General features: G+C 65.5%; 15 protein-coding genes and 1 tRNA gene. 7 read left to right on the forward strand and 9 right to left on the reverse strand.

Features of this window, described 5'->3' with window-relative positions; all coding sequences use genetic code 11:
• Positions 1–21: 21 nt before the first annotated feature.
• From ettA to H977_RS0121495, 8 genes are all read right to left on the reverse strand, one after another.
• Entirely contained in the window at positions 22–1,695 is a 1,674-nt protein-coding gene (ettA, locus tag H977_RS0121455) for an energy-dependent translational throttle protein EttA (RefSeq protein ID WP_029109801.1), read from the reverse strand.
• A gap of 154 nt (positions 1,696–1,849) precedes the next feature.
• Positions 1,850–3,319 carry an RNA-guided endonuclease TnpB family protein gene (locus tag H977_RS34940; RefSeq protein WP_196808285.1) on the reverse strand — a complete coding sequence of 490 codons (1,470 nt, stop codon included), beginning with the start codon at positions 3,317–3,319 and terminating at the stop codon, positions 1,850–1,852.
• A 199-nt stretch (positions 3,320–3,518) separates the two neighbouring features.
• Entirely contained in the window at positions 3,519–3,989 is a 471-nt protein-coding gene (ssb, locus tag H977_RS0121470) for a single-stranded DNA-binding protein (RefSeq protein ID WP_029109802.1), read from the reverse strand.
• Positions 3,990–4,144: 155 nt separating this feature from the next.
• A complete protein-coding gene (locus H977_RS0121475; protein WP_029109803.1) occupies positions 4,145–6,181 on the reverse strand; it encodes a bifunctional copper resistance protein CopD/cytochrome c oxidase assembly protein in 2,037 nt (678 codons plus the stop codon).
• Between the two features lie 77 nt (positions 6,182–6,258).
• Positions 6,259–8,634 carry a glycerol-3-phosphate 1-O-acyltransferase gene (locus H977_RS0121480; protein WP_029109804.1) on the reverse strand — a complete coding sequence of 792 codons (2,376 nt, stop codon included), beginning with the start codon at positions 8,632–8,634 and terminating at the stop codon, positions 6,259–6,261.
• On the reverse strand, positions 8,631–10,253 hold the full coding sequence (locus H977_RS0121485; RefSeq protein WP_051288980.1) for an HAD-IB family hydrolase/lysophospholipid acyltransferase family protein: 1,623 nt from the start codon (positions 10,251–10,253) through the stop codon (positions 8,631–8,633). Before H977_RS0121485 ends, H977_RS0121480 begins: the two co-directional genes overlap by 4 nt.
• Before the next feature lie 35 nt (positions 10,254–10,288).
• Positions 10,289–11,761: a wax ester/triacylglycerol synthase family O-acyltransferase gene (locus H977_RS0121490; protein WP_029109806.1), complete on the reverse strand. Its 1,473-nt coding sequence runs from the start codon at positions 11,759–11,761 to the stop codon at positions 10,289–10,291.
• A gap of 109 nt (positions 11,762–11,870) precedes the next feature.
• Positions 11,871–12,326, reverse strand: a complete 456-nt coding sequence (locus H977_RS0121495; RefSeq protein ID WP_029109807.1) for a group I intron-associated PD-(D/E)XK endonuclease — start codon at positions 12,324–12,326, stop codon at positions 11,871–11,873.
• A 97-nt stretch (positions 12,327–12,423) separates the two neighbouring features.
• Between H977_RS0121495 and H977_RS0121500 the strand changes: the two genes are divergently transcribed.
• Both H977_RS0121500 and H977_RS0121505 read left to right on the forward strand, forming a co-directional pair.
• Positions 12,424–12,499, forward strand: a tRNA-Arg gene (locus tag H977_RS0121500).
• 436 nt (positions 12,500–12,935) lie between these two features.
• On the forward strand, positions 12,936–13,424 hold the full coding sequence (locus tag H977_RS0121505) for a universal stress protein (RefSeq protein ID WP_029109808.1): 489 nt from the start codon (positions 12,936–12,938) through the stop codon (positions 13,422–13,424).
• A gap of 13 nt (positions 13,425–13,437) precedes the next feature.
• Here the strand turns inward: H977_RS0121505 and H977_RS0121510 are convergent, their stop codons facing one another.
• Positions 13,438–14,271 carry an MBL fold metallo-hydrolase gene (locus H977_RS0121510; protein ID WP_029109809.1) on the reverse strand — a complete coding sequence of 278 codons (834 nt, stop codon included), beginning with the start codon at positions 14,269–14,271 and terminating at the stop codon, positions 13,438–13,440.
• Between the two features lie 82 nt (positions 14,272–14,353).
• On the opposite strand from H977_RS0121510, the gene H977_RS0121515 reads away from it, so the two are divergent.
• The 5 genes from H977_RS0121515 to H977_RS0121535 all read left to right on the forward strand — a co-directional run bounded on the left by H977_RS0121515 (position 14,354) and on the right by H977_RS0121535 (position 19,826).
• Positions 14,354–15,136 (forward strand): FadR/GntR family transcriptional regulator, encoded by a 783-nt coding sequence (locus H977_RS0121515; protein WP_029109810.1) that lies wholly within the window; start codon positions 14,354–14,356, stop codon positions 15,134–15,136.
• 67 nt (positions 15,137–15,203) lie between these two features.
• Positions 15,204–16,814 (forward strand): class I adenylate-forming enzyme family protein, encoded by a 1,611-nt coding sequence (locus H977_RS0121520; RefSeq protein WP_029109811.1) that lies wholly within the window; start codon positions 15,204–15,206, stop codon positions 16,812–16,814.
• A complete protein-coding gene (locus H977_RS0121525) occupies positions 16,801–17,574 on the forward strand; it encodes a class II aldolase/adducin family protein (protein WP_029109812.1) in 774 nt (257 codons plus the stop codon). Before H977_RS0121520 ends, H977_RS0121525 begins: the two co-directional genes overlap by 14 nt.
• A 20-nt stretch (positions 17,575–17,594) precedes the next feature.
• The gene (locus tag H977_RS0121530; protein WP_029109813.1) at positions 17,595–18,863 is read left to right on the forward strand and encodes an amidohydrolase family protein; all 1,269 of its coding nucleotides are present in this window, start codon (positions 17,595–17,597) and stop codon (positions 18,861–18,863) included.
• Between the two features lie 3 nt (positions 18,864–18,866).
• Positions 18,867–19,826 (forward strand): D-2-hydroxyacid dehydrogenase family protein, encoded by a 960-nt coding sequence (locus tag H977_RS0121535; RefSeq protein WP_196808286.1) that lies wholly within the window; start codon positions 18,867–18,869, stop codon positions 19,824–19,826.
• Positions 19,827–20,109 lie beyond the last annotated feature (283 nt).

Genomic DNA, 20,109 nt, shown 5'->3' on the forward strand with positions numbered 1-20,109 from the left:
AGCCGTTTGGCCCGTCACGGGTCAGTCGCGGGTCAGTCTCCGGTGGGTCACCCGGTGCGGACGCGCCGCTTCGGCACCGAGACGTTGAATCTTGTTCTCCTCGTAGGCACCGAAGTTGCCCTCGAACCAGAACCACTTGGCCTCGTTGTCGTCGTCGCCCTCCCACGCCAGGATGTGCGTGCACGTGCGGTCCAAGAACCACCGGTCGTGGCTGATCACCACGGCGCAGCCGGGGAACTGCTCCAGGGCGTTCTCCAGCGACGACAGGGTCTCGACGTCAAGATCGTTGGTCGGCTCGTCGAGCAGGATCAGGTTGCCGCCCTCTTTGAGGGTCAGCGCCAGGTTCAACCGGTTGCGCTCACCACCGGACAGCACACCCGCGGGCTTCTGCTGATCCGGCCCCTTGAATCCGAATGCCGACACGTACGCCCGCGACGGGATCTCGTTCTGGCCGACCTCGATGTAGTCGAGCTTGTCGGAGACGACCTCCCAGACCGTCTTCTTCGGGTCGATGCCGGCGCGGCTCTGGTCGACGTAGGACAGCTTGACCGTGTCGCCGACCTTGACCGTGCCGCTGTCGGGCTGTTCCAGCCCGACGATGGTCTTGAACAGCGTGGTCTTGCCGACGCCGTTGGGGCCGATGACGCCGACGATGCCGTTGCGCGGCAGCGTGAAGGACAGGTCCTTGATCAGAGTGCGGCCCTCGAACCCCTTGTCCAGGTGCTCCACCTCGACCACGACATTGCCCAGCCGCGGCGGGGTGGGGATCTGGATCTCCTCGAAGTCGAGCTTCCGCGACTTCTCGGCTTCGGCGGCCATCTCCTCGTACCGGCCGAGACGGGCCTTGTTCTTGGCCTGACGAGCCTTGGCACCCGAGCGGACCCAGGCCAGCTCGTCCTTGAGCCGCTTCTGCAGCTTCTGGTCCTTCTTGCCCTGGACTTCGAGACGCTCGGCCTTTTTCTCCAGGTAGGTCGAGTAGTTGCCCTCGTACGGGTAGGCCCGGCCGCGGTCGAGTTCGAGGATCCACTCGGCGACGTTGTCGAGGAAGTAGCGGTCGTGGGTGACCGCCAGGATGGCGCCCTTGTAGTTGGCCAGGTGCTGCTCCAACCACAACACGCTCTCGGCGTCGAGGTGGTTGGTGGGCTCGTCGAGCAGCAGCAGGTCCGGCTTGCTCAGCAGGAGCTTGCACAGCGCGACGCGACGGCGCTCACCACCGGAGAGGTGGGTGACCGGCTCGTCGGGCGGCGGGCAGCGCAGCGCGTCCATCGCTTGCTCCAGCTGGGAGTCGATGTCCCAGGCGTCGGCCGCGTCGAGTTCCTCCTGCAGATGGCCCATCTCTTCCATGAGCTCATCGGTGTAGTCGGTGGCCATCAGCTCGGCGACCTCGTTGTACCGGTTGAGCTTGCCCTTGATCGCCACGCCGGCCTCGACGTTCTCGCGGACCGTCTTGGTCTCGTCGAGCTGCGGCTCCTGCATCAGGATGCCGACGGAGGCGCCGGGCGCCAGCAACGCGTCGCCGTTGTTGGCATGGTCGATGCCGGCCATGATCTTCAGAACACTCGACTTGCCGGCGCCGTTCGGACCGACGACACCGATCTTCGCGCCGGGCAGGAAGTTCAGGCTGACGTCGTCAAGGATGACCTTGTCGCCGTGCGCCTTGCGGACCTTGCGCATCGTGTAGATGAATTCGGCCATGCCGTGATGTGCCTTTCTGAAGCTCTTCAGGTATGTCGGATGGGCGCTTGCGCGATGGGACGCGGCAAGCCCAACTCACTCGCGCCCATCCTAAAGCGTGTCGAACAACCCATACTTTCAGCGTTCGGCACCGCCCTTCTCGGGCGTCGTCAGTTCACGGCCGTCCAGCGGTGTGAACGTCAGTTCCCGTGTCTTCCGGGCTGGTTTCACCAGCACACGAGGGTTGCTGGCCAGCGCCGTCCCGTCGACGGGCATTGGTAGCCCGGCCCCGTTGCTCAGGGGTCCGGGGTTCTAGTGAGGTTTGTTGGTGTGCCCGGCCCCATCTGGCAAGGTTCATTGCCGCATTAGCGTCCCTGTCTGCGCGGTGACCACAACCACATGAGAAGACTCGATCGGCCAGTGTCAACTGTGTGTTGCGGACTCCACACATCGGGCAAAGCTGACTGGATGGGTACCACCGGTCCGCGAGGACGAGTTCACCGCCACGCCACGCCTGCTTGTACATCATCATGCGACCGAGCTCCGCCCAGCTCGCGTCGGAGATCGCCTGAGCTAGGCAATGGTTAGCCAGCATTCCCGACACATTCAGGCACTCGATCACGAGGCGATCGTGGTTCTTGACCAGCCTGCTGGATACTTGGTGCAGAAAATGGTGGCGCACATTCGCCACGCGAGCGTGATGGCGAGCCAGCCTGGCGGCGGCGTTGCGGTGGTTGCATGATCCTTTCTTCTTGCGAGACAACGATTTAGCCAGCCGTCGCTGGCGCTTCATCCCAGCGGCCAACGCCTTGGGAGCGTTGATGATGCGAGCAACCTCATCCCCTTCGGCTGTCGCGGCGACTACGAAGGCGGACAATCCGCGGTCGACGCCTACCCATCCGCGATCGTCGCCGTGAGCACGGACCGGATGGCGGCGAGCCGGATGCAGGTCCGCAGCCTGCACGTTCAGTGATAGCCACCAGCGACCCGCACGTTGGGTGACTGTGGCGAAACAGATCGTTGCGCGATTCTTTGCGAGCATGCGCCGTAATCGGCGGGTGTCATCATGAACTGCAATCTGACCAATCCGCGGCAGCGTGACGGATCGAGGTTGACCGTTGTCGCCAATCCTGATCGCCGGTCGCCGCCCCTTGGAGTGCCTGTTACGCAGTCGAAAAGTCGGCGCAGTCCGGGTCTTCTTCTTGAACCGCGGGAAACCCACCGACCTACCTTTCCGCGTACCTGAGCGCGACTCCGACCAGGAGTTAAGCCCTCTGCCCAAGTCGGCGGCGGCCTCCTCGAAAACCTGCTGACACACCCGTGTCCGCCACGTGAGCCCTGTGACCTCGACGGCGGCCACGCCTGCGGCGTCGACAGCGAATACGCGGCCTGCATCCTCCGTCTTCTTCCATGCATTGAACGCGTTGATCAGATCAAACGCAGTCCACGGCACGTCGGTGGTTGCGTCGACGCCACGAAGTGTAAGTGCAGTTTTCACCATTGCCAGACACTGGTTGAATGCAAACCGGTACGCCCCGGCATGCTGGGCCAGCGTCACCTGCTGCTCGACGGTCGGGTCGAGGCAGAACCTGAAGGTGGTGTGGCGACTCATCTCACCGCGCAGCATTCCATCCTCCACCGACACCAACTCGAATTTACGAATGTGCCGGACCGGGTGATCAGCATCTGTTGTGAGGCCATCAGAACCAGGCAAACATGCCTGCATCCAACTGACGGACACATGTCTTCGACCGCGATTCACGGCTTACCCAGCACCCGCGGAGGCCAGCGCCCTTAACGACCGGCCGCAGACCTCCGCGGGGCTGTACGCACCGATTCAGCACCTAAGCCGACAGAGGGAGTATCTCCTCGACGGGCCCGTCGCCGCCGAGGATGGACTCCTCGGTCGGTTCGTTCAGGCTCCCCGAAGTTGCTGCAATATCAGGGCCGGCCGTGGGTTTCGGCAAGGGCGCGATCCTGGCCGTGCACCGCGACAGATCGGGGCCGACGGCGGTGGCCCGCACCTCAACCGACGACCGGCGCACGCCGTCCTTGTCGTCGTACTCGTCGGTGTGGACGTGCCCGACCACCACGACCGTGTCGCCCTTCGTCAGCGACGCACCGGCGCCCGTGGCCAGATTGCCCCAGCAGTTGACGTTGACATAGAGCGAGTTGCCGTGCTCCCATGTGCCGTCTGAAGTGCGGCGGCGCGAGTTGCTGGCCACCCGGAACTTGTACAGCTCCTGATCGCCGAACCGCCGGCGGACCGGGTCGGTGATGATGTTTCCCACGATGCTGAACGGTGTCTCGAACATTTTCTGGTTCCTCTCGCTTCGTTCTGGCTGCGGCGCTCGAATGCTTGTCGAACGCCATGTGGCCATTTACCGCGTCGGAACCGACACGTGCGGCTCAGCCGGCACTGCCAGAGCACCTGCTGTGGATGAAACCCAGACTGGGGATAACTGCGGTATCAGCCGGAAGGATGGTCGCGCCGCGCCATCTCGGCGAGCATCGCGTTGTAGGCCGCGAGATCCGCGTCGTCATCGCGGTCGGCCGCCCGGTCCAACCGCTTGGCGGTGCGCTGGTCGCTGCGGCGCCACTGGATCAGCAGGGACAACATCACGATGACCAGCGGCACTTCTCCGGCCGCCCAGGCAATCCCGCCACCGAGGTGCTGATCGCCGAGAAGATCGGTGTGCCACGCCAATTGCAGTGAGCGGTAGAAGCTTTCGCCGAGCACGGTGTCCATGCCCATCATCACCACACCGAAGAACGCGTGCAGCGGCAACGAGGCGAACACCATCCCGATCTTGACCAGGTGCGGGATGGGCCTCGGGGTGGGGTCGATCCCGATGACCACCCAGTAGAAGAGGTAGCCCGACAGCAGGAAGTGGACGTTCATCAGGATGTGCGCGGCGTGATTGCTCACCGCGGCGTCGAAGATGCCCCCGAAATACAGGCCGTAGAACCCGGCCACGAACAGCACGGTCGCGACGATGGGATGGGTCAGGAACTGCGACACCCTCGAGTGCAGCGCGGCCAGCAACCATTCTCTGGGGCCCGGTGGCGATCCGCGGCCCGCGGCGGGCAGCGCCCGCAATGCAAGGGTCACCGGAGCGCCCAGCACCAGGAACACCGGCACCAGCATGGACAGCAGCATGTGGGCGATCATGTGCATGCTGAACATCGCCGGCATGTAGCGACCGAGCCCCGATGAGGTGGTGAACAACAGGACCCCGCAACCGAGCAGCCAGGCAACGGTGCGCCCGATCGGCCACGCATCGCCGCGGTGACGCAGCCGGTACACCCCGGCCAGATACACCGCCGCCCCGACGATCGCCGCGGTTCCGAACAGCAGGTCGAATCGCCAGTCGAACAACACCCGCGCAACCGTCGGCGGGCCGCCGAAGTCGTATCCGATCGCGACTTCGGTGGCGCTGGGAACTCGCGGCTCGGGTGGCGGTGGCGTGCGCCCCAACCCGACCGCGATGCCGAACGTCACGCCGAACAGCGCCGCCTCGGTCAGCGCCAGCCGGATCAGAGGCCGGCGGGCACCGGCGTCGGTGGCGAGGGCGGTCAGGCTGACCCGGCGCTGGCGCCAGCCCAGCAGGCCGAGCAGGGTGAGCGCGACGACCTTGCCCACCAGCAACCAGCCGTAGCTGGTGCGTAACAGATCGGGAAGCTGGATGCGGACCAGCGCGTTGAGCACGCCGCTGACGGCCATCGCGACGAAACACCACAGTGCCAGCGCCGAGAAACGGCGGGCCGCCAGGGCGGTGTTCGGGCCGTCAGCCCCGGTCCCGCCCCCGGCCCGGATCGCATGCGCCAACAACGCGAGCAGCCCGCCAGCCCACAGCGCGGCAGCCACCAGGTGGATGAACAGGCTGTTGGTGGCCAGATCATGGGCGCCGCCGGCCGAGGAATGTCCGGTCAGAACCAGCGGCATCAATGTCAGCAGTGCTCCGGCCAGCAGCGCCGGCGTCCATCCCCACCGCAGCACCGGCAGGCTGGCGATGGTGACCGCCGCGGCCAGGATCGCCGTCCACCGCCAGGCGGCCGAGATGTCTACCAGGTCGGCCGCCGACCACACATCGACCGGCCCGAGGTGGTCGAGCAGCGGCTGCCCGGATACATCGGAGATCGTGAGCGGCACCAGCAGCGCAGCACAGACCGTCCACACGCCCGAGGCGGCCGATCCCAGGCGCAGCGCGCGGTAACCGGCGACATCGAGCACGCCGTTGGCCTGGGGTGCCACCAGGAACGCCGCGAATAGGAAAGCACCCACCGCGATGACGGCGGCGATCTCGCCGGCGGCACGCACGAACGGCAGGCCGTAGGTGGTGACGGGGCCCGGATCGGGCAGGCCCGTGGCGGTCAACGCGTCGGCCAGTGACAGCGCGCCGATGCCTGCGGCCACTGCCCCGGCCAGCAGGCCGACACCGACGAGCACCGGCCACACCACGCTGTTGCGCACGTTCGATGCGGCGACCTGGCCGGCAGAAGTCATGGTCCAAGGGTATGGCGTGGGCTCCACCGCGCCCCCGCCGCCGGACCAAATCCGCCTCGGCGGCCACCGCGCCGACGCTAGTGGGACGGGCCGCTCTGGGCGCGCCTCTGATGCTCCCGGATGGTGAACTGCTCGCGGGCGATCTCGTCGACCTTGTCCATGTCGGCGACGATCCCGCGAAGTTCGTCGCGGAAGGCGTTGCGGCGCGCCTGCAGATCCGGGCCGTTGACCAACAGGTTCTGATCGGCCGCCACCTGCCGTGCGGTCGCGAACAACAACGCCGACACCGATTCGTTGCTGCACACCCTGCCCTGGGCGACGTACTGGCGCCCGACACCCAAGGCCCGCTTGGTCAGCTCCCGCTCACCGATCTCGGGCGACGCGTCGCGCAATACGTCGGCGACGATCCCGTAGGCCTCGAAGAACGGGCGCAGCATGGCGCCCACCAACAGCGGTTGCTTGTCCCGCAGCATCTGGTAGATCCCGTCGCCACCGGCGGCGACCTTCGTTTCCCAGCTTCCCGCGGCCTGACCTTCCGGCGAGCGGTCGAACCACGACATCTCCTCGGCGACGTTGTCGCGGAACGCCGCCGAATCGGCGAAGTAGAAATCGAATTTGAGCAGGTCACGCAGCCGCATCACCTGGTCCCAGAATGCCTGTAGCGGATCGTCGGCGACGCGGGCGGCATGTGCCAGTGCCAGCTCGACGATCGAGGTCTCCTGGAAGGCGTGGATCAGTGAGTTGCGGTAGAACGCCGCCTCCAGTTCATCCTCCGGGGCGATCAGCCACACCGGCTCACGGCCGCTGTCCACCATCGTCACCGGATGACCGCCGGAGAGTGCGTCGACCGCCGAACGCACGCCCTCAGCGGTGCGCAGCCGCAACGCACTGTTGGTCATCGGAGTGTTCTTGCGCTCCAGGTAATCCAGCGAGTCCTGCAGCGTGTGGTGCAGCTGATCCAGGGTCAGGGCCACCCCGCGGGCGCCCAGCAGCAGCGCCGAGACTAGGTTGGTCGCGTTGACGGGGGTGACGCGAAGGATCCGCCAGGCCACCTCGAATGCCATCTTCTGCATCGCCAGCCGCTTGACCGCCTCGTCCTGGGCCATCGCGCCGCCCGGCTCACCGAGATGCTCACGCATCGAAACCGCTTCGGGGAAGCGGACATAGATCTTTCCGTAGTTGCGTTCACCCTGTGCCTTGATGAAGTTGTACAGCCAGCTCAGGCCTTCCGGCGTCTTCTCGCCTCCGCGGGCGTACGCGGCGTACTCGGCCGTCTCGTGCAGCTGGTCGAAACTGATCGACACGGGCTGCAGCAGAATATCGTCACTGCGGCCGTCCAGGTATGCGTCGGCCACGTAGGCGAGCAGTCCGAGCTTGGGCGGCAACATCTTTCCGGTCCGCGACCGAGTGCCCTCGATGGACCAGTTCAGGTTGAACCGCTTCTCCACGATGTAGCCGACGTACTGCCGCAGCACATACTTGTACACCGGGTCGTCGAGTTTGCGACGCAGGAAGATGACACCGGAATGCCGGAACAACGGACCCATCAGACCGAACGACAGGTTGATCCCGGCGAACGTGTAGACCGGCGGCAGCCGGTTCTCCTGCATGGCGACGGGGACGATCACGCCGTCGAGATAGGAGCGGTGGGAGAACAGCAGAACCGCCGGATGTTGTTCCAGCGCATGGCGCATCGACTCGATCTCGGAGCGGTCGTAGTCGATGCGCGGATCGAATCCACGGCTGAAGATGGCCCGACCCAACGTGGGGATCAGGTCCACCGAGAACCGGCTCCACCCCGTGGAGAGCTCGTCGAGCATCTCACCGGCCTTCTCCAGCGTCGCCCCGGGAATCTGCTCCAGGCCTTGTCGGAAGCGCGCCGAGTCGAGCATCTCCGGCTTGACCAGCCGTGGCGACTTGTATTCGGGCCCGAGCAGCCGAAGCTCGACCCGTTCGATCGCCAGCGCGGCCCGACGAAGGACGAATCGTGCGAATTCCCTGGGGTTTTCCGCGACCGTGGTCTCGCTCCACTGCTTGCGCAGCTCGGATACCTTGGCCGGTTCACCGGCGACGATGCGTGCGCGCGTCGGGTCCTTCCGCAGGATGCGCCGCTGCAGGATCTCCGGCGGCCGGTAGGTGTCGCGGCCTGAGATCAACCCGACCACCTTCAGCCTGGTGGGCAATCCGGCGGGCACCCAGAACACGCGGACCGGAACCACCAGCCGGTCCTCGTCGGATTCGAGCTCCTCGACCAACCGGGCCACCGCCCCGGGCGCGGGTTCGTCGGTGGCCGGCAACTGCAGCACCTCGACCGACGAGTCGGGATATTCACGCCGTTGCGTCTTGAGCCAGTCGTTGAGCAGTTCGAGCTCGGCAGCCGACGACGCCGACGCGAGCACGAGAGCGTCGACGGTTGTGCTGAAGGTGGGGAAATCGTCGAGGCCCGCGGTCACGGTCGGCCCTTGCGGGTCGTCCGTGACGGCGTGGTATCCGGTTTGGGCCCATCGGATTTGGCCCCAGCCTTTTTCGCCGGCGCTTTCTTCACGGGCGCCTTCTTGGCCGCTGCTTTCTTCGCGGGCCGGGCCGGTGCGGCTTTCTTGGCAGGTGTGGCGCGGGTATAGATGTCGAACGTCGGCAATTCGTCCTGCGGCCAGGATTTCAAGGTGTCGAGGTAGATCTGGCGGACCTCGGCGATGCGCTCGGTCAGGTTATCGACCGTCCAGTCCTCGACCGGGATCGGCGGGTAGACCGCGATGTCGACCTTGCCGGGGTTGAACGTACTGGAATCGCGGTGTGCGATCACCTCGGCGTTGCGGATCACGATCGGTACGATCGGGATGCCGGCCGCCATGGCGATGCGGAACGGTCCCTTCTTGAACGGGCCGACCTCGGTGGTGTCGAGCCGGGTGCCCTCGGGGGCGATCAGGATCGACAGGCCTTTGCGGGCAAGCTCTTCCACCTTGTGTAGGCCTTCCACGGCCTTCTCCGGGTCGTCGCGGTCGATGAACGCCGCATCCATGACCTTGCCGAGGGGCCCCATGAGGGGGTTGCGTTCCAGTTCCTTCTTCCCGACGCCGGTGAAGTCGACGCCGACCAGTCGACCCGCGATCATCGGATCAGCCTGGTTGCGGTGATTGAAGATGAATACCGCGGGGCGTTGCGCGGTCAGGTTTTCCTCACCGAGGACGTTGAGCTCGATGCCCGTGGTGAGCATGAGCAGCTTGCTCCAGTTCGAGGTGAAGAAGTTGACCCCGGTGCGCTTGTTGCGGGTGAGCAGTCCGAGTCCGATCGCGCCGGCGGCGACCGTGGGGATGGTGGCGAGGCTGGCCAGCGTGCGTAGTTGCGCGATGGGGCTGCTGCCGCTGCGGCTGCTGAATTTCAGCACGGGCCAGCCGCGTTTGGCAGCGACGGCAGCCAGCTTGCCTGCCGGATTCGTCGGACGCGGATTGCCCACCAGGTACATCAGGGCGACGTCCTCGTCGCCGTCGGCGTAGAAGTAGCTCTTGGACAGGTCGACCCCGTTGGCCGCCGAGAAGGCCTGCACCGCACGGGCTTTACCGGGGCCCCAGATGACGGGCGTCTTGACTTCGCCGGTGATCAAGCCCTCCTCGTCGGTCTCGAACTCGTTGCACAGCACGTTGTCGATGCCGAGAAAGCGTGCCACCGGCTCGACTTGGACGGTCAGCGCCGACGAGCTCAGCACCACGGTGTGCCCGCGGGCCATGTGGGCGCGGACCATCGCACGCATCTCCGGGTACATACGGCCCTGCACGTGCTGGACGAACAACCGCTCACCCAGCTCGTCGAGATCGCTGAGTGAGTTGCCCCGCAGCATCCGGGCGCCTTTACCGATCAGGTCCTCGAACTCGGAACGCCCCAGCTGGTGGTTGAGCCCGGCCTGCACCATCCCGATGAACTCGCCGACGCCCATCTGGCCACGGCGCAGCCGGTCGCGGGTCATGATCACCCCGGTGAAACCGGCCACCAGCGTCCCGTCCAGGTCGAAGAAGGCGCCGATCTGCGGCCCCTCCGGGCTGCCCTCGATCTCGGCCAGCGTGCCGGGCAGGCGCATCTGTTTGGTTCCGCGAGGGACCGAATCTTTCGAAGTCACTGTGCAGCACTCCCGTTCGTCGCCGAGGAGTCGTCGAGACTGAACGAGGCCGGCACCGCGCGGCCCTCCCCGCCGAGTGCCAGCACCTCGTCGAAACCCGCCACCAGGCATCGGGCGAACAGCGGTCCGTCGGTGATGGCCGCTTGGTCGTAGCGGGCCGTGATGCTGACGTAGCCGCCGCGGGAGATGAGCACCACCATCATCGCCACCCCTGGGAGCGGGCCGATGCCGTAGTGCCGCAGGATCTTCGCGCCGGCGATGTAGGTGTCACCGGGGAATACCGGCACATTGCTGGCCTGAACATCGGAGTTCACCACCGACCCTGCCATCGATTCGAGGAAAGTGTCGGGCAGCAGGCTGAGTACCGGTGCGATCAGGCCGACCACGTCGATGGCACGCTCTTCACGCTTGCTGGTCATCTGCGATCGAACGGCCTTGATCCGGGTTTCCGGGTCGGCGATGCCGACCGGCGCGGCCAGATTGACTCCGGCGAAGCGATTGCCCCCGGCCGGGTCGTCCTCCGAACGCAGGTTCACCGGCACTGCCATCGGCAGCGTCTCCAACGGGATGCCCAAGGCGTCGTGGTAGAGCCGCAGTGCACCGCACAAGCCGGCCAGGTAAGCGTCGTTGATCGAACCGCCTGCGGCCTTGGCCGCGCGGTGCAGATCGCCGAACGGTATGTCGATCGCTTCGGTACGAGTGGACAGACTGCGGCGGCGCAGCAGCGGCGACGGATGGGCGGCCGGGCCCATCACCCGAGCGCCGGACATCGCGTAATCGACCGCTCCGCTGACCGCGGATACCGGATCCCGCACGACCTTTGTCGCCGCGCGCGCTGCGGAACCGAGCGCACCGATGATTCCACCGGCGATGGAGCCGGGGAGCCGGTTGATGCCCTGGCGCATCAGGTCGTTCGGGGACAGGTCCTGCGGGATGGGCACCGGGGGCGTCGCGGTGGGCTCCGGATCGCGTTCGAGGTCATAGAGGCTGGCGAACATCTCGACGAGGCCGACACCGTCGGTGACCGCATGGCTCAGGTGCAGGATGGTGGCGGCTTTCCCGTCGGCCAGCCCCTCGACCAGCGTCGCGCTCCACAGCGGACGCGAGATGTCCATCGGCGATTGCAATGCCACTTCTGCCAGGTCGAATACCTGGCGCAGGGTGCCCGGCTCGGGCACCCGCATCCGCCGTACGTGGTAGTCCAGATTGAAATCCGGGTCGACGACCCACCGCGGCGCCGCCGTGGGCAGCGTGGGCATGACCACCTTCTGACGCAGCCGCAGCACCCTGCGCGACGCGTACTCGAGCCGGGTCCGGAAACGGTCCCAATCCGGTGTGGTGTCGAGAATCTCGACACCCATGATCCCGGATCGGGTGCGCGGGTTTGCCTCTCCCCGATGCAACAGCTGATCGACTGCGCTCAGCTCTTCAGGCAGTCCGGCCGCGTCCAACTCCGGCACGTCGCTCATAGCGTGGTCCCTCTCCCCTCCCCCTGGCCGCCAGTGCAGCGTCCACGCTAGTCCGCCACTGGCTCCGCGGCTCCGCTTTGCCGGGCGTCCCTCGCGCGTCACCGCCCCTTCACGCCGAAGTACGGGTTTCGCCGATCGGCGGGAGGTGTTTGTCCGGTAGGTCGCGAAACGAGGCGGCCGTCAAAATCCGTTTCTGCTGACCGTTCTTGGTCGGCGTGATCCGGAGATTGACGGAAACGCCGTGATCGATGGGCCGGATGTAGTAGCACTCGTCGGTGTCCGGGCAGTAGATGCAGATGACGTCGATCGCGTCCTTGTCGATGGGCGTGCTGTGCGCGCCACGGCGATCGGCCCACGTGGACCGGAAGTTGAGTCTGACCGCTCCAGCTCGTGCCGACCGGTACTTCACCTGAATGCGGTGGAAGGTGCCCGCCGCGTACGCCACAAGGTCGAACGGCGCATGCTCGGTCGCGGGGAACAGCACGTAGAAACCCTTGCCAACCAGGTCGGCATGCGCTTTTGCGACGCCGAGATCGCCTTTGTCTTTGGTGTGATGTCGACCCACTGACTCGCTCGCTTCATCGGGTGTGGTTCGAGCAGCCCACGTGCATATCCGTTTCGGTAACGACATCCACGCGGTGTAAATTGTGGTGGTCCGACTTGCCCCCGTGGCGCAACGGATAGCGCATCCGGTTTCTACCCGGTCGGTTGCAGGTTCGAATCCTGTCGGGGGTGCCATGTCTCGTTCGTTTGACGTGTGCTTCTCATTCTTGAGCGCACGGTACCCCGCACATCCGACAACTCCACGTCGGTCGAGTGCTTGCTCACTACAACTCACTCAATACAAAAGGTGAGCCTGAATCTCACGCAGCTCGTCTGATTAGCGAACGCGCTCGGCAGCCTGCTCGTTTCGGCGTTAGCCTCGCCGGCGTGCCCGTTCGGCGAAAGCATCAAGCGCATTTGGCCAATTTCTCAGTTGGCAGGGGCCTTCAACGTTGCCGCCTACTCGGCGGACATGACCGAAAACCACTTTCCATCTGTGTGACGTCGGCTGATGGTTGACACTTGTCTCGGTTGATCCTTGACGACGCGGCGCGAAGCCCAATCTCCACCGGCGGAAGATTGACGTGCATTAAGGTCTGTTTGTCCTGGTAGCCGACAGTTCGGAGACAACATGAGCACGTATCGGACCATAGTTGTCGGGACCGACGGCTCGGACTCGTCATTGCGTGCGGTCGACCGTGCCGCCACGATCGCCGCGCAGGAGAACGCGAAGCTCATCCTCGCGAGCGCGTTCCAACCCCATGTCGAGAAGGGCAGCTGGTCGCGGCCACCGTCGCACGATCATGTGGTCGACACGCGCGCCGCCGACACCCTCAAAGGCGAGAGCTACAAGGTGCACGGGGCCGCCCCCGTCTACGAGATCCTTCAGGTGGCACGCGACCGCGCGAAGGCCGTCGGCGCAAAGGACATCGCTGAGCACGCGGTCGAGGGTGCGCCGGTCGACGCACTCGTCAAACTGGCCACCGAGGTCAAGGCGGATCTGATCGTCGTCGGCGACATCGGACTGGACTCCGTCGCCGGGCGCCTGTTGGGCTCGGTGCCCGCCACGATCGCCCGCCGCGTCAAGATCGACATTCTCATCGTTCACACCGCGGACTGACTCGTCCGCCGCTCTACATCGACACCCACATCAGCCTGCCGTCGTCGGATATGACGGTGCCTGCGGTCGGTGTCGCGAAGTGGGTGCCGAACAAGATGGCCTGCTCGTCGACAACGTGTCGCAGGAGTCGGTCACGCGTCGCGGCGGCCATGGCCGGATCCTCGTCGGGCAGGGCCTGCACCTCGGGGTGGGTGATCTGGATCGGGTGATGGATGACATCCCCACTGATGACGGCCACCTCCCCGTCCGATTCGATGCGCACCGCCGCATGCCCAGGCGTATGACCGGGTGTGGCCATCAGCCGGATCTCGTCCGTGATCGCGTGATCCGTTTCGGTGAGGCGCAGAACATCATGTGCGACAAGCGGTTCGACGGTCTCAGCAGCCGAGCGGTTGGGGGCCGACGATTGCCGCCATGACGCGTACTCGTCGGCCGTGACCAGATACGTCGCGTTGGGATAGGTGGGGACCCAGGCGCCGTCACGCGGGGAGGTGTTGCGCCCGGCGTGGTCGAGGTGAAGGTGAGTGCACACGACAGTGGTCACGTCATCGGGGCTGAATCCGGCGGCGGCCAACGACTGCCCGTACTGGTCCGGGTCGATGGGTATTTGATACGGCAGGTCGTGGCCTTCCCCGAAGCAGCAGTCCACCACCACGAGCTCGTCGTTGGATTCGATGACGAACGACTGGATGGCCACGAGCAGATTGCCGGCGTCGTCGACGTAGTGCGGGTACAGCCAGCGCGGCAATTCGGCAGGCAGTTCGCGAAACAGCCGGTCAGGTCGGGTCGGCACCACCGTTTCCATAACGCAGTGAATCGTCAGCGTGCCGATGGTCCACTTCTGCATGGCTCACCGTATGAGACAAATCATTTGGATACAAGGCTCCGAGCACAGCCCTCAAGGGCTGCCCTTCTGGCACACTCGATGCGTGGCGCAGCCCAATGTCCGGTTCCAGCGACTTGGCGAACAGGTCGCCGAGCAGCTGCGCCGTCGGATCCTGACCGGCGAACTGGCCGACGGCAGCATCCTGCCCAAAGAGGATGAGCTCCTGGTCGAATATCCGATCAGCAAACCGTCGCTGCGCGAAGCCATGCGGATCCTGGAGGCCGAGGGCCTGTTGACGGTCCGGCGCGGAAAGCTCGGCGGCGCGGTGGTGCACCGGCCCGACTCGGCAAACCTCGCATACACGATGGGACTGGTCTTGGGTGCCGGGCAGGTGGGCCTCGCCGATGTGGGTGTCGCACTACTGCAAGTCGAGCCGGCATGTGCCGCGCTCTGCGCCCAGCGCCCCGACCGCAAGCGCACGGTCGTGCCCATTCTTCGTGAATTACACGAAGAATCGGTCAGATCGGTGTCGGACCTGCAGCAGGCGACGTCGGCGAGCCGCCGGTATCACGAAGCTCTGGTGCGCCACTGCGGCAATGAGACGATGATCATTCTGGCGGGCGCGCTGGAGGCACTGTGGTCCGCCCACGAGCAAAACTGGTCGGCGCAGGTGACCGATCACTCGACGGTGCCCGTCGAGGAGCGCCGGGCGGTCCTGGAAGACCATCGGCAGGTGATCGACGCGATTGACATGGGCGACGCGCAGCGCGCCCATGATCTGGCCGCGGCGCATCTGGTCAACGCCCAGCAGTACCCGGGTGTCGATGGAGTGGTCGATCCGACGATGGTCCGGACGTGGGCGCGCTCGGTCCCGCGCCGACCATGATCGCGGAGCGGACGGCGGCCGACAATGTGACCGTTGACACAGATCCTTATTTTCATATGATTTGGTCATGAAGGTCGGCGAGGCCGCCATTGATCCCGCAGACGCGGCCCGCTATCGCTCGGCCGGGTGGTGGTCGGACCGCACACTCTCACAGACCGTGCGCGAACACGCCCGCGCCCAACCCGACAAGCCGGCCTATGTCGACTACCCGTCCACCACGTTCAGCTGGAACGAATTCGACTGTGCCGCATCACTACTCGCTGGCCAACTGGCCGGCCTGGGTGTCAGACCGGGCGATCGCGTCGCGGTCTGGCACGGCGATACCGCGGCCATCCATGTGCTGTTCGTGGCGATCGAGCGATGCGGCGCCGTCGTCGTCGGGATCGGTGCCCGCGCCGGGACTCGCGAGGCCACGCAGATCCTGCGGACCACTGCGCCGCGCCTGCTGGTCAGTGACACGGCGCGGCACTCGGCGGCACGTGCCACCGCGTCGGGACTGACTCCTGAGATCAGCGCGCTCGTGTTGGACGGTTTGTCCCTCGACACCGACACCCCCTCGCGACCGCCGGCCGCGGGCGTCGGAGCCGACGACATATTCCTGATCAACTCCACCTCGGGTACCACGGGCTTACCCAAATGTGTGGTGCACACCCAGAACCGGTGGCATTACTTTCATCAGCAGGCGGTCGCCAACGGGGCGTTGAGTTCCGACGACGTCTTCCTGCCCGTCATCCCGGCGCCGTTCGGGTTCGGCATCTGGACTGCGCACACCACACCGATCTACCTCGGTGCCAGCACGATCCTGCTCGAACGGTTCGACGCGGCGGCCGCGTGCGAGGCGATCGACCGCCACCGGGTCAGCGTGTTGTGCTGTGTCAGCACTCAATTGATGATGATCATGGCCGACCCGGCATCGCGTGAGTATGACCTGAGCTCGCTTCGCGTGGTCTTCACCGGCGGTGAGGCACTGCCGTACCGGCGGGCAGCCGACTTCGAGGAACTCACCGGTGCCACCATCCTGCAGTTCTACGGCTCCAACGAAACCGGTCTGTTGAGCGGGACTTCATTGCGTGATTCCCGCGAACGCAGGCTGCGCACGGCCGGCCGGCTGGTGCCTGAGATGGCCGTCCGCCTGTTCGACGGGGAAGACGACGTGACCACGACGGGCCGTGGGCAACCGGCCTGCCGGGGGCCGGCCACCAGCCTGGGCTATCTGGGCGGTGTGGATCACGACAAGCTCTACACCCGCGACGGCTGGATGCGGATGGGCGACATCTGCGAGATCGATGCCGACGGTTATCTGTCCGTCACCGGCCGGACCTCAGACTTCATCGTGCGCGGAGGCAAGAACATCAGTGCGGGCGAGGTCGAGGATGCGGTGATGACTCACCCCTCGGTGGCCGTGGCGGCCGCGGTGGCGATGCCCGACCCGGTCTTCGGCGAGAAGGTCTGCGTCTACATCGAGCTTGTGGCGCCGGTAGCACCCGCCAACAGCCATACGATCGACCTTCCTGGGCTCATCGAGCACCTTCTGGACCAGGGGATGTCGAAGGAACTGCTGCCCGAGCGGCTCGTCGTGCTAGACGAGCTGCCCCGGTCGTCGGGCGGGAAGATCGCCAAAGGACAACTCCGCGAAGATATCCGGATGCGGTTGGGAGACGGCCATGAACGTCGGTGAGATGCGCCAGGGCGGTTTGAAAGTGTGGTCTCCGTCGGTCACACCGCCGATAGGCGTCGATCTGAGCGAGGAGCAGACGCTGGCCGTGGCGTTCCGGCACCTGGCCGCCATCGGATTCGCCGAGAACATGGCCGGCCACATCACCTGGCAGCCCGAGGGGCGCGCCGAAATGCTGGTCAACCCGTGGGGGCTGTGGTGGCAGGAGCTCACTGCATCCGATATCTGTGTGGTCGACGAAGATGCGCACGTGGTGCGGGGTCGCTGGGACGTCACCCCGGCCATCCACATTCACACCGAACTGCACCGCATACGCGACGATGCCCGCGTCGTCATCCACAACCACCCCTATTACGTCAGCCTCATCGCCGCGTTGGGGAAACTGCCGGACCTGGTGCATCAGACCGGATCGCTGTTCCTCGATGACATGTGCTTCATCGAAACCTATGACGGCGAAGTCGATTCGGCACCGCGCGCCCGTGAGCTCGCGGAGCGGATCGGCGCCGCCAATCTGACCATCCTGGCCAACCACGGTGTGATCACCACCGGAGGCACCGTGGCCGAGGCCGTGTATCGGGCCGCGTCGATCGACCGGGTCTGCAAACTGGCCTATCAGGTGATGCTGACCGGTCGGGAGCCGACGGCGATGAACCGCTCCGACATGTACGGCATGCAGGCCTCGCTCGTCGAACGGGCCGCCGACGTGTACTGGGCCGGGGCCGCCCGCATGACCATCAAGGCCGATCCTGAAGTTCTGGTCTGACGCAGCAAGGAGATTCAGCCATGAAGTCCATCGACGAGCTTGCCGGCAATCTCGACTTCACGACCGCCAACAAGGGCGCCGACCGCACGGTCACGTTTCTGCCGGAACCGCAGCGGGCAGAACGCCTCTACACGGTGATCTCCGTCGATGATCACATCGTCGAACCGCCGGACACCTTCACCGGCCGGGTACCACGCAAGTTCGCCGACCGCGCCCCGAAGGTGGTCGACACCGAAAATGGTGGACAGACCTGGATGTACGACGGGCAGTCGCTGCCCAACGTGGGTTTCAACGCCGTGGTCGGCCGCCCGGTCGATGAGTACGGGTTCGAGCCCGCGCGATTCGACGAGATGCGCCGGGGCGCCTGGGACATTCATGCACGCGTCAAGGACATGGACCTCAACGGCGTGTACGCGTCGCTCAACTTCCCGTCGTTCCTACCGGGGTTCGCCGGCCAGCGGTTGCAGCAGGTGACCAAGGACCAGGACCTGGCGATGGCCGCGGTGCGGGCCTGGAACGACTGGCATCTCGAAGCGTGGGCTGGTTCGTATCCCGACCGGATCATCCCCTGCCAGCTGCCGTGGCTCCTCGACCCCGAGGTCGGCGCCCAGATGATCTACGAGAATGCCGAACGCGGCTTCCACGCGGTGACGTTCAGCGAGAACCCCGCGATGCTGGGGCTACCGACCATCCACTCGGGGTACTGGGAACCGATGATGGCCGCGTGCGCCGAGACGGGCACAGTGGTCAACCTGCACATCGGCTCCAGCGGTTCCGCGCCGTCCACCACCGACGACGCTCCGCCGGACGTTCAGGGTGTGCTGTTCTTCGCCTACGCCATCACCGCCGCGGTCGATTGGCTGTACTCCGGGCTGCCCAGCCGGTACCCGAATCTCAAGATATGTCTGTCCGAAGGCGGAATCGGTTGGGTGGCGGGGCTACTCGATCGTCTGGACCACATGCTGAGCTACCACCAGATGTACGGGACATGGAAAGCGTTGGGCGAAACCCTCTCCCCCGCAGAGGTGTTCACCAGGAACTTCTGGTTCTGCGCGGTCGAGGACCAGTCGTCGTTCATCCAGCACGAGCGAATAGGTACCGGCAACATCCTGCTCGAAGCCGACTACCCGCACTGCGACTCGACCTGGCCGCACACCCAGCGCATCATCCACGAACAGATCCAGGGCCTCCCCGCCGAGGTGATCCGGAAGATCACCTGGGAGAACGCATCCCAGCTCTACCAGCACCCCGTGCCGCCGGCCGTGCAGAACGATCCGAATGCCTACTGATCCATGACCGAGCCGCTGCGGATCGCCGTTCTCGACGACTACCAGGGAATCGCCGACACCGTCGACTGGTCACCGATTCCCCGCGCCACCGAGATCACGTCACTGCGAGAACACATCGCGCCCGGCCCTGCGCTGGTCGAGACCCTGGCCGGCCACGAGGTCGTCGTCGCGATGCGGGAACGCACCCCGCTGGACGCGACGCTGCTCGCCCAGTTGCCCGCGCTCAAACTGCTCGTGACCACCGGACCCTTCAACGCGGCCATTGACGTCGCCGCCGCGCTTGGCCTCGGCATCACCGTGTCGGGCACCGGCGGAGCCATCACACCGACGGTCGAACACACGTGGGCACTGATCCTCGGACTGCAGCGCCACCTGGTCGTCGAGGATCAGCGCATCCGCGGCGGGCTGTGGCAGAGCACGGTCGGCACCGATCTGTCCGGGGCCACCCTGGGTCTGGTCGGGGTGGGACGGATCGGCAGCCGGGTGGCCGCGATCGGCAAGGCCTTCGGCATGGACGTCATCGCGTGGAGTCCCAACCTCACTGACGAGCGCGCCGCCAAAGCCGGTGTCACGCGGGTGGATCGGGATGCTCTTTTCGCCGATGCCGACGTGGTGTCGCTGCACATGGTGCTGGCCGAGACGACGCGCGGCTTGATCGGACCGGCCGAACTCGACGCGATGAAGCCGTCGGCGATCCTGGTGAACACCTCACGTGGCGGCCTGATCGACGAGGACGCACTTGTGGAAGCACTACGCAGCCAGACGATTCGCGGCGCGGCGCTGGATGTCTACCAGCAGGAGCCCTTGCCGCCGGAACACCCGTTGGCGAGGCTGCCCAACACGCTGCTGACCCCGCACCTCGGATACGTCACCGAGGGCGTGATGACGATCTTCTACCGGGACATCGTCGAGGACATTGCCGCCTACTGTGCGGGGTCCCCGGTGCGCCCGCTCACCACATAAGTTTGCCACCGGCCGAGGCAACTCTCTCGGGCCGGCGGCAAACCGAGCGCAGCGCCGACGCGGTGTTGGGACGCCAGGTTTCGTAGCCCAAACTTGTTCGCTGGAAACAGATCCCGGAGACCGTGTGCGCTGCACACCGCTTCGCGGGAAGCTAAAAATTCCGTTTGGGAAGTAACTGTGAGGAAGATCAACATTCCTTAATGGAACGTTGAAGATCCACTAAGGGACTGTTACGTTCAGCCGACTAATGCGCGGTCGGAGGGTTTCGTCGCCGTGCGCAGCT

Source organism: Mycobacterium sp. URHD0025 (assembly GCF_000426065.1).
Taxonomy (GTDB): domain Bacteria; phylum Actinomycetota; class Actinomycetes; order Mycobacteriales; family Mycobacteriaceae; genus Mycobacterium.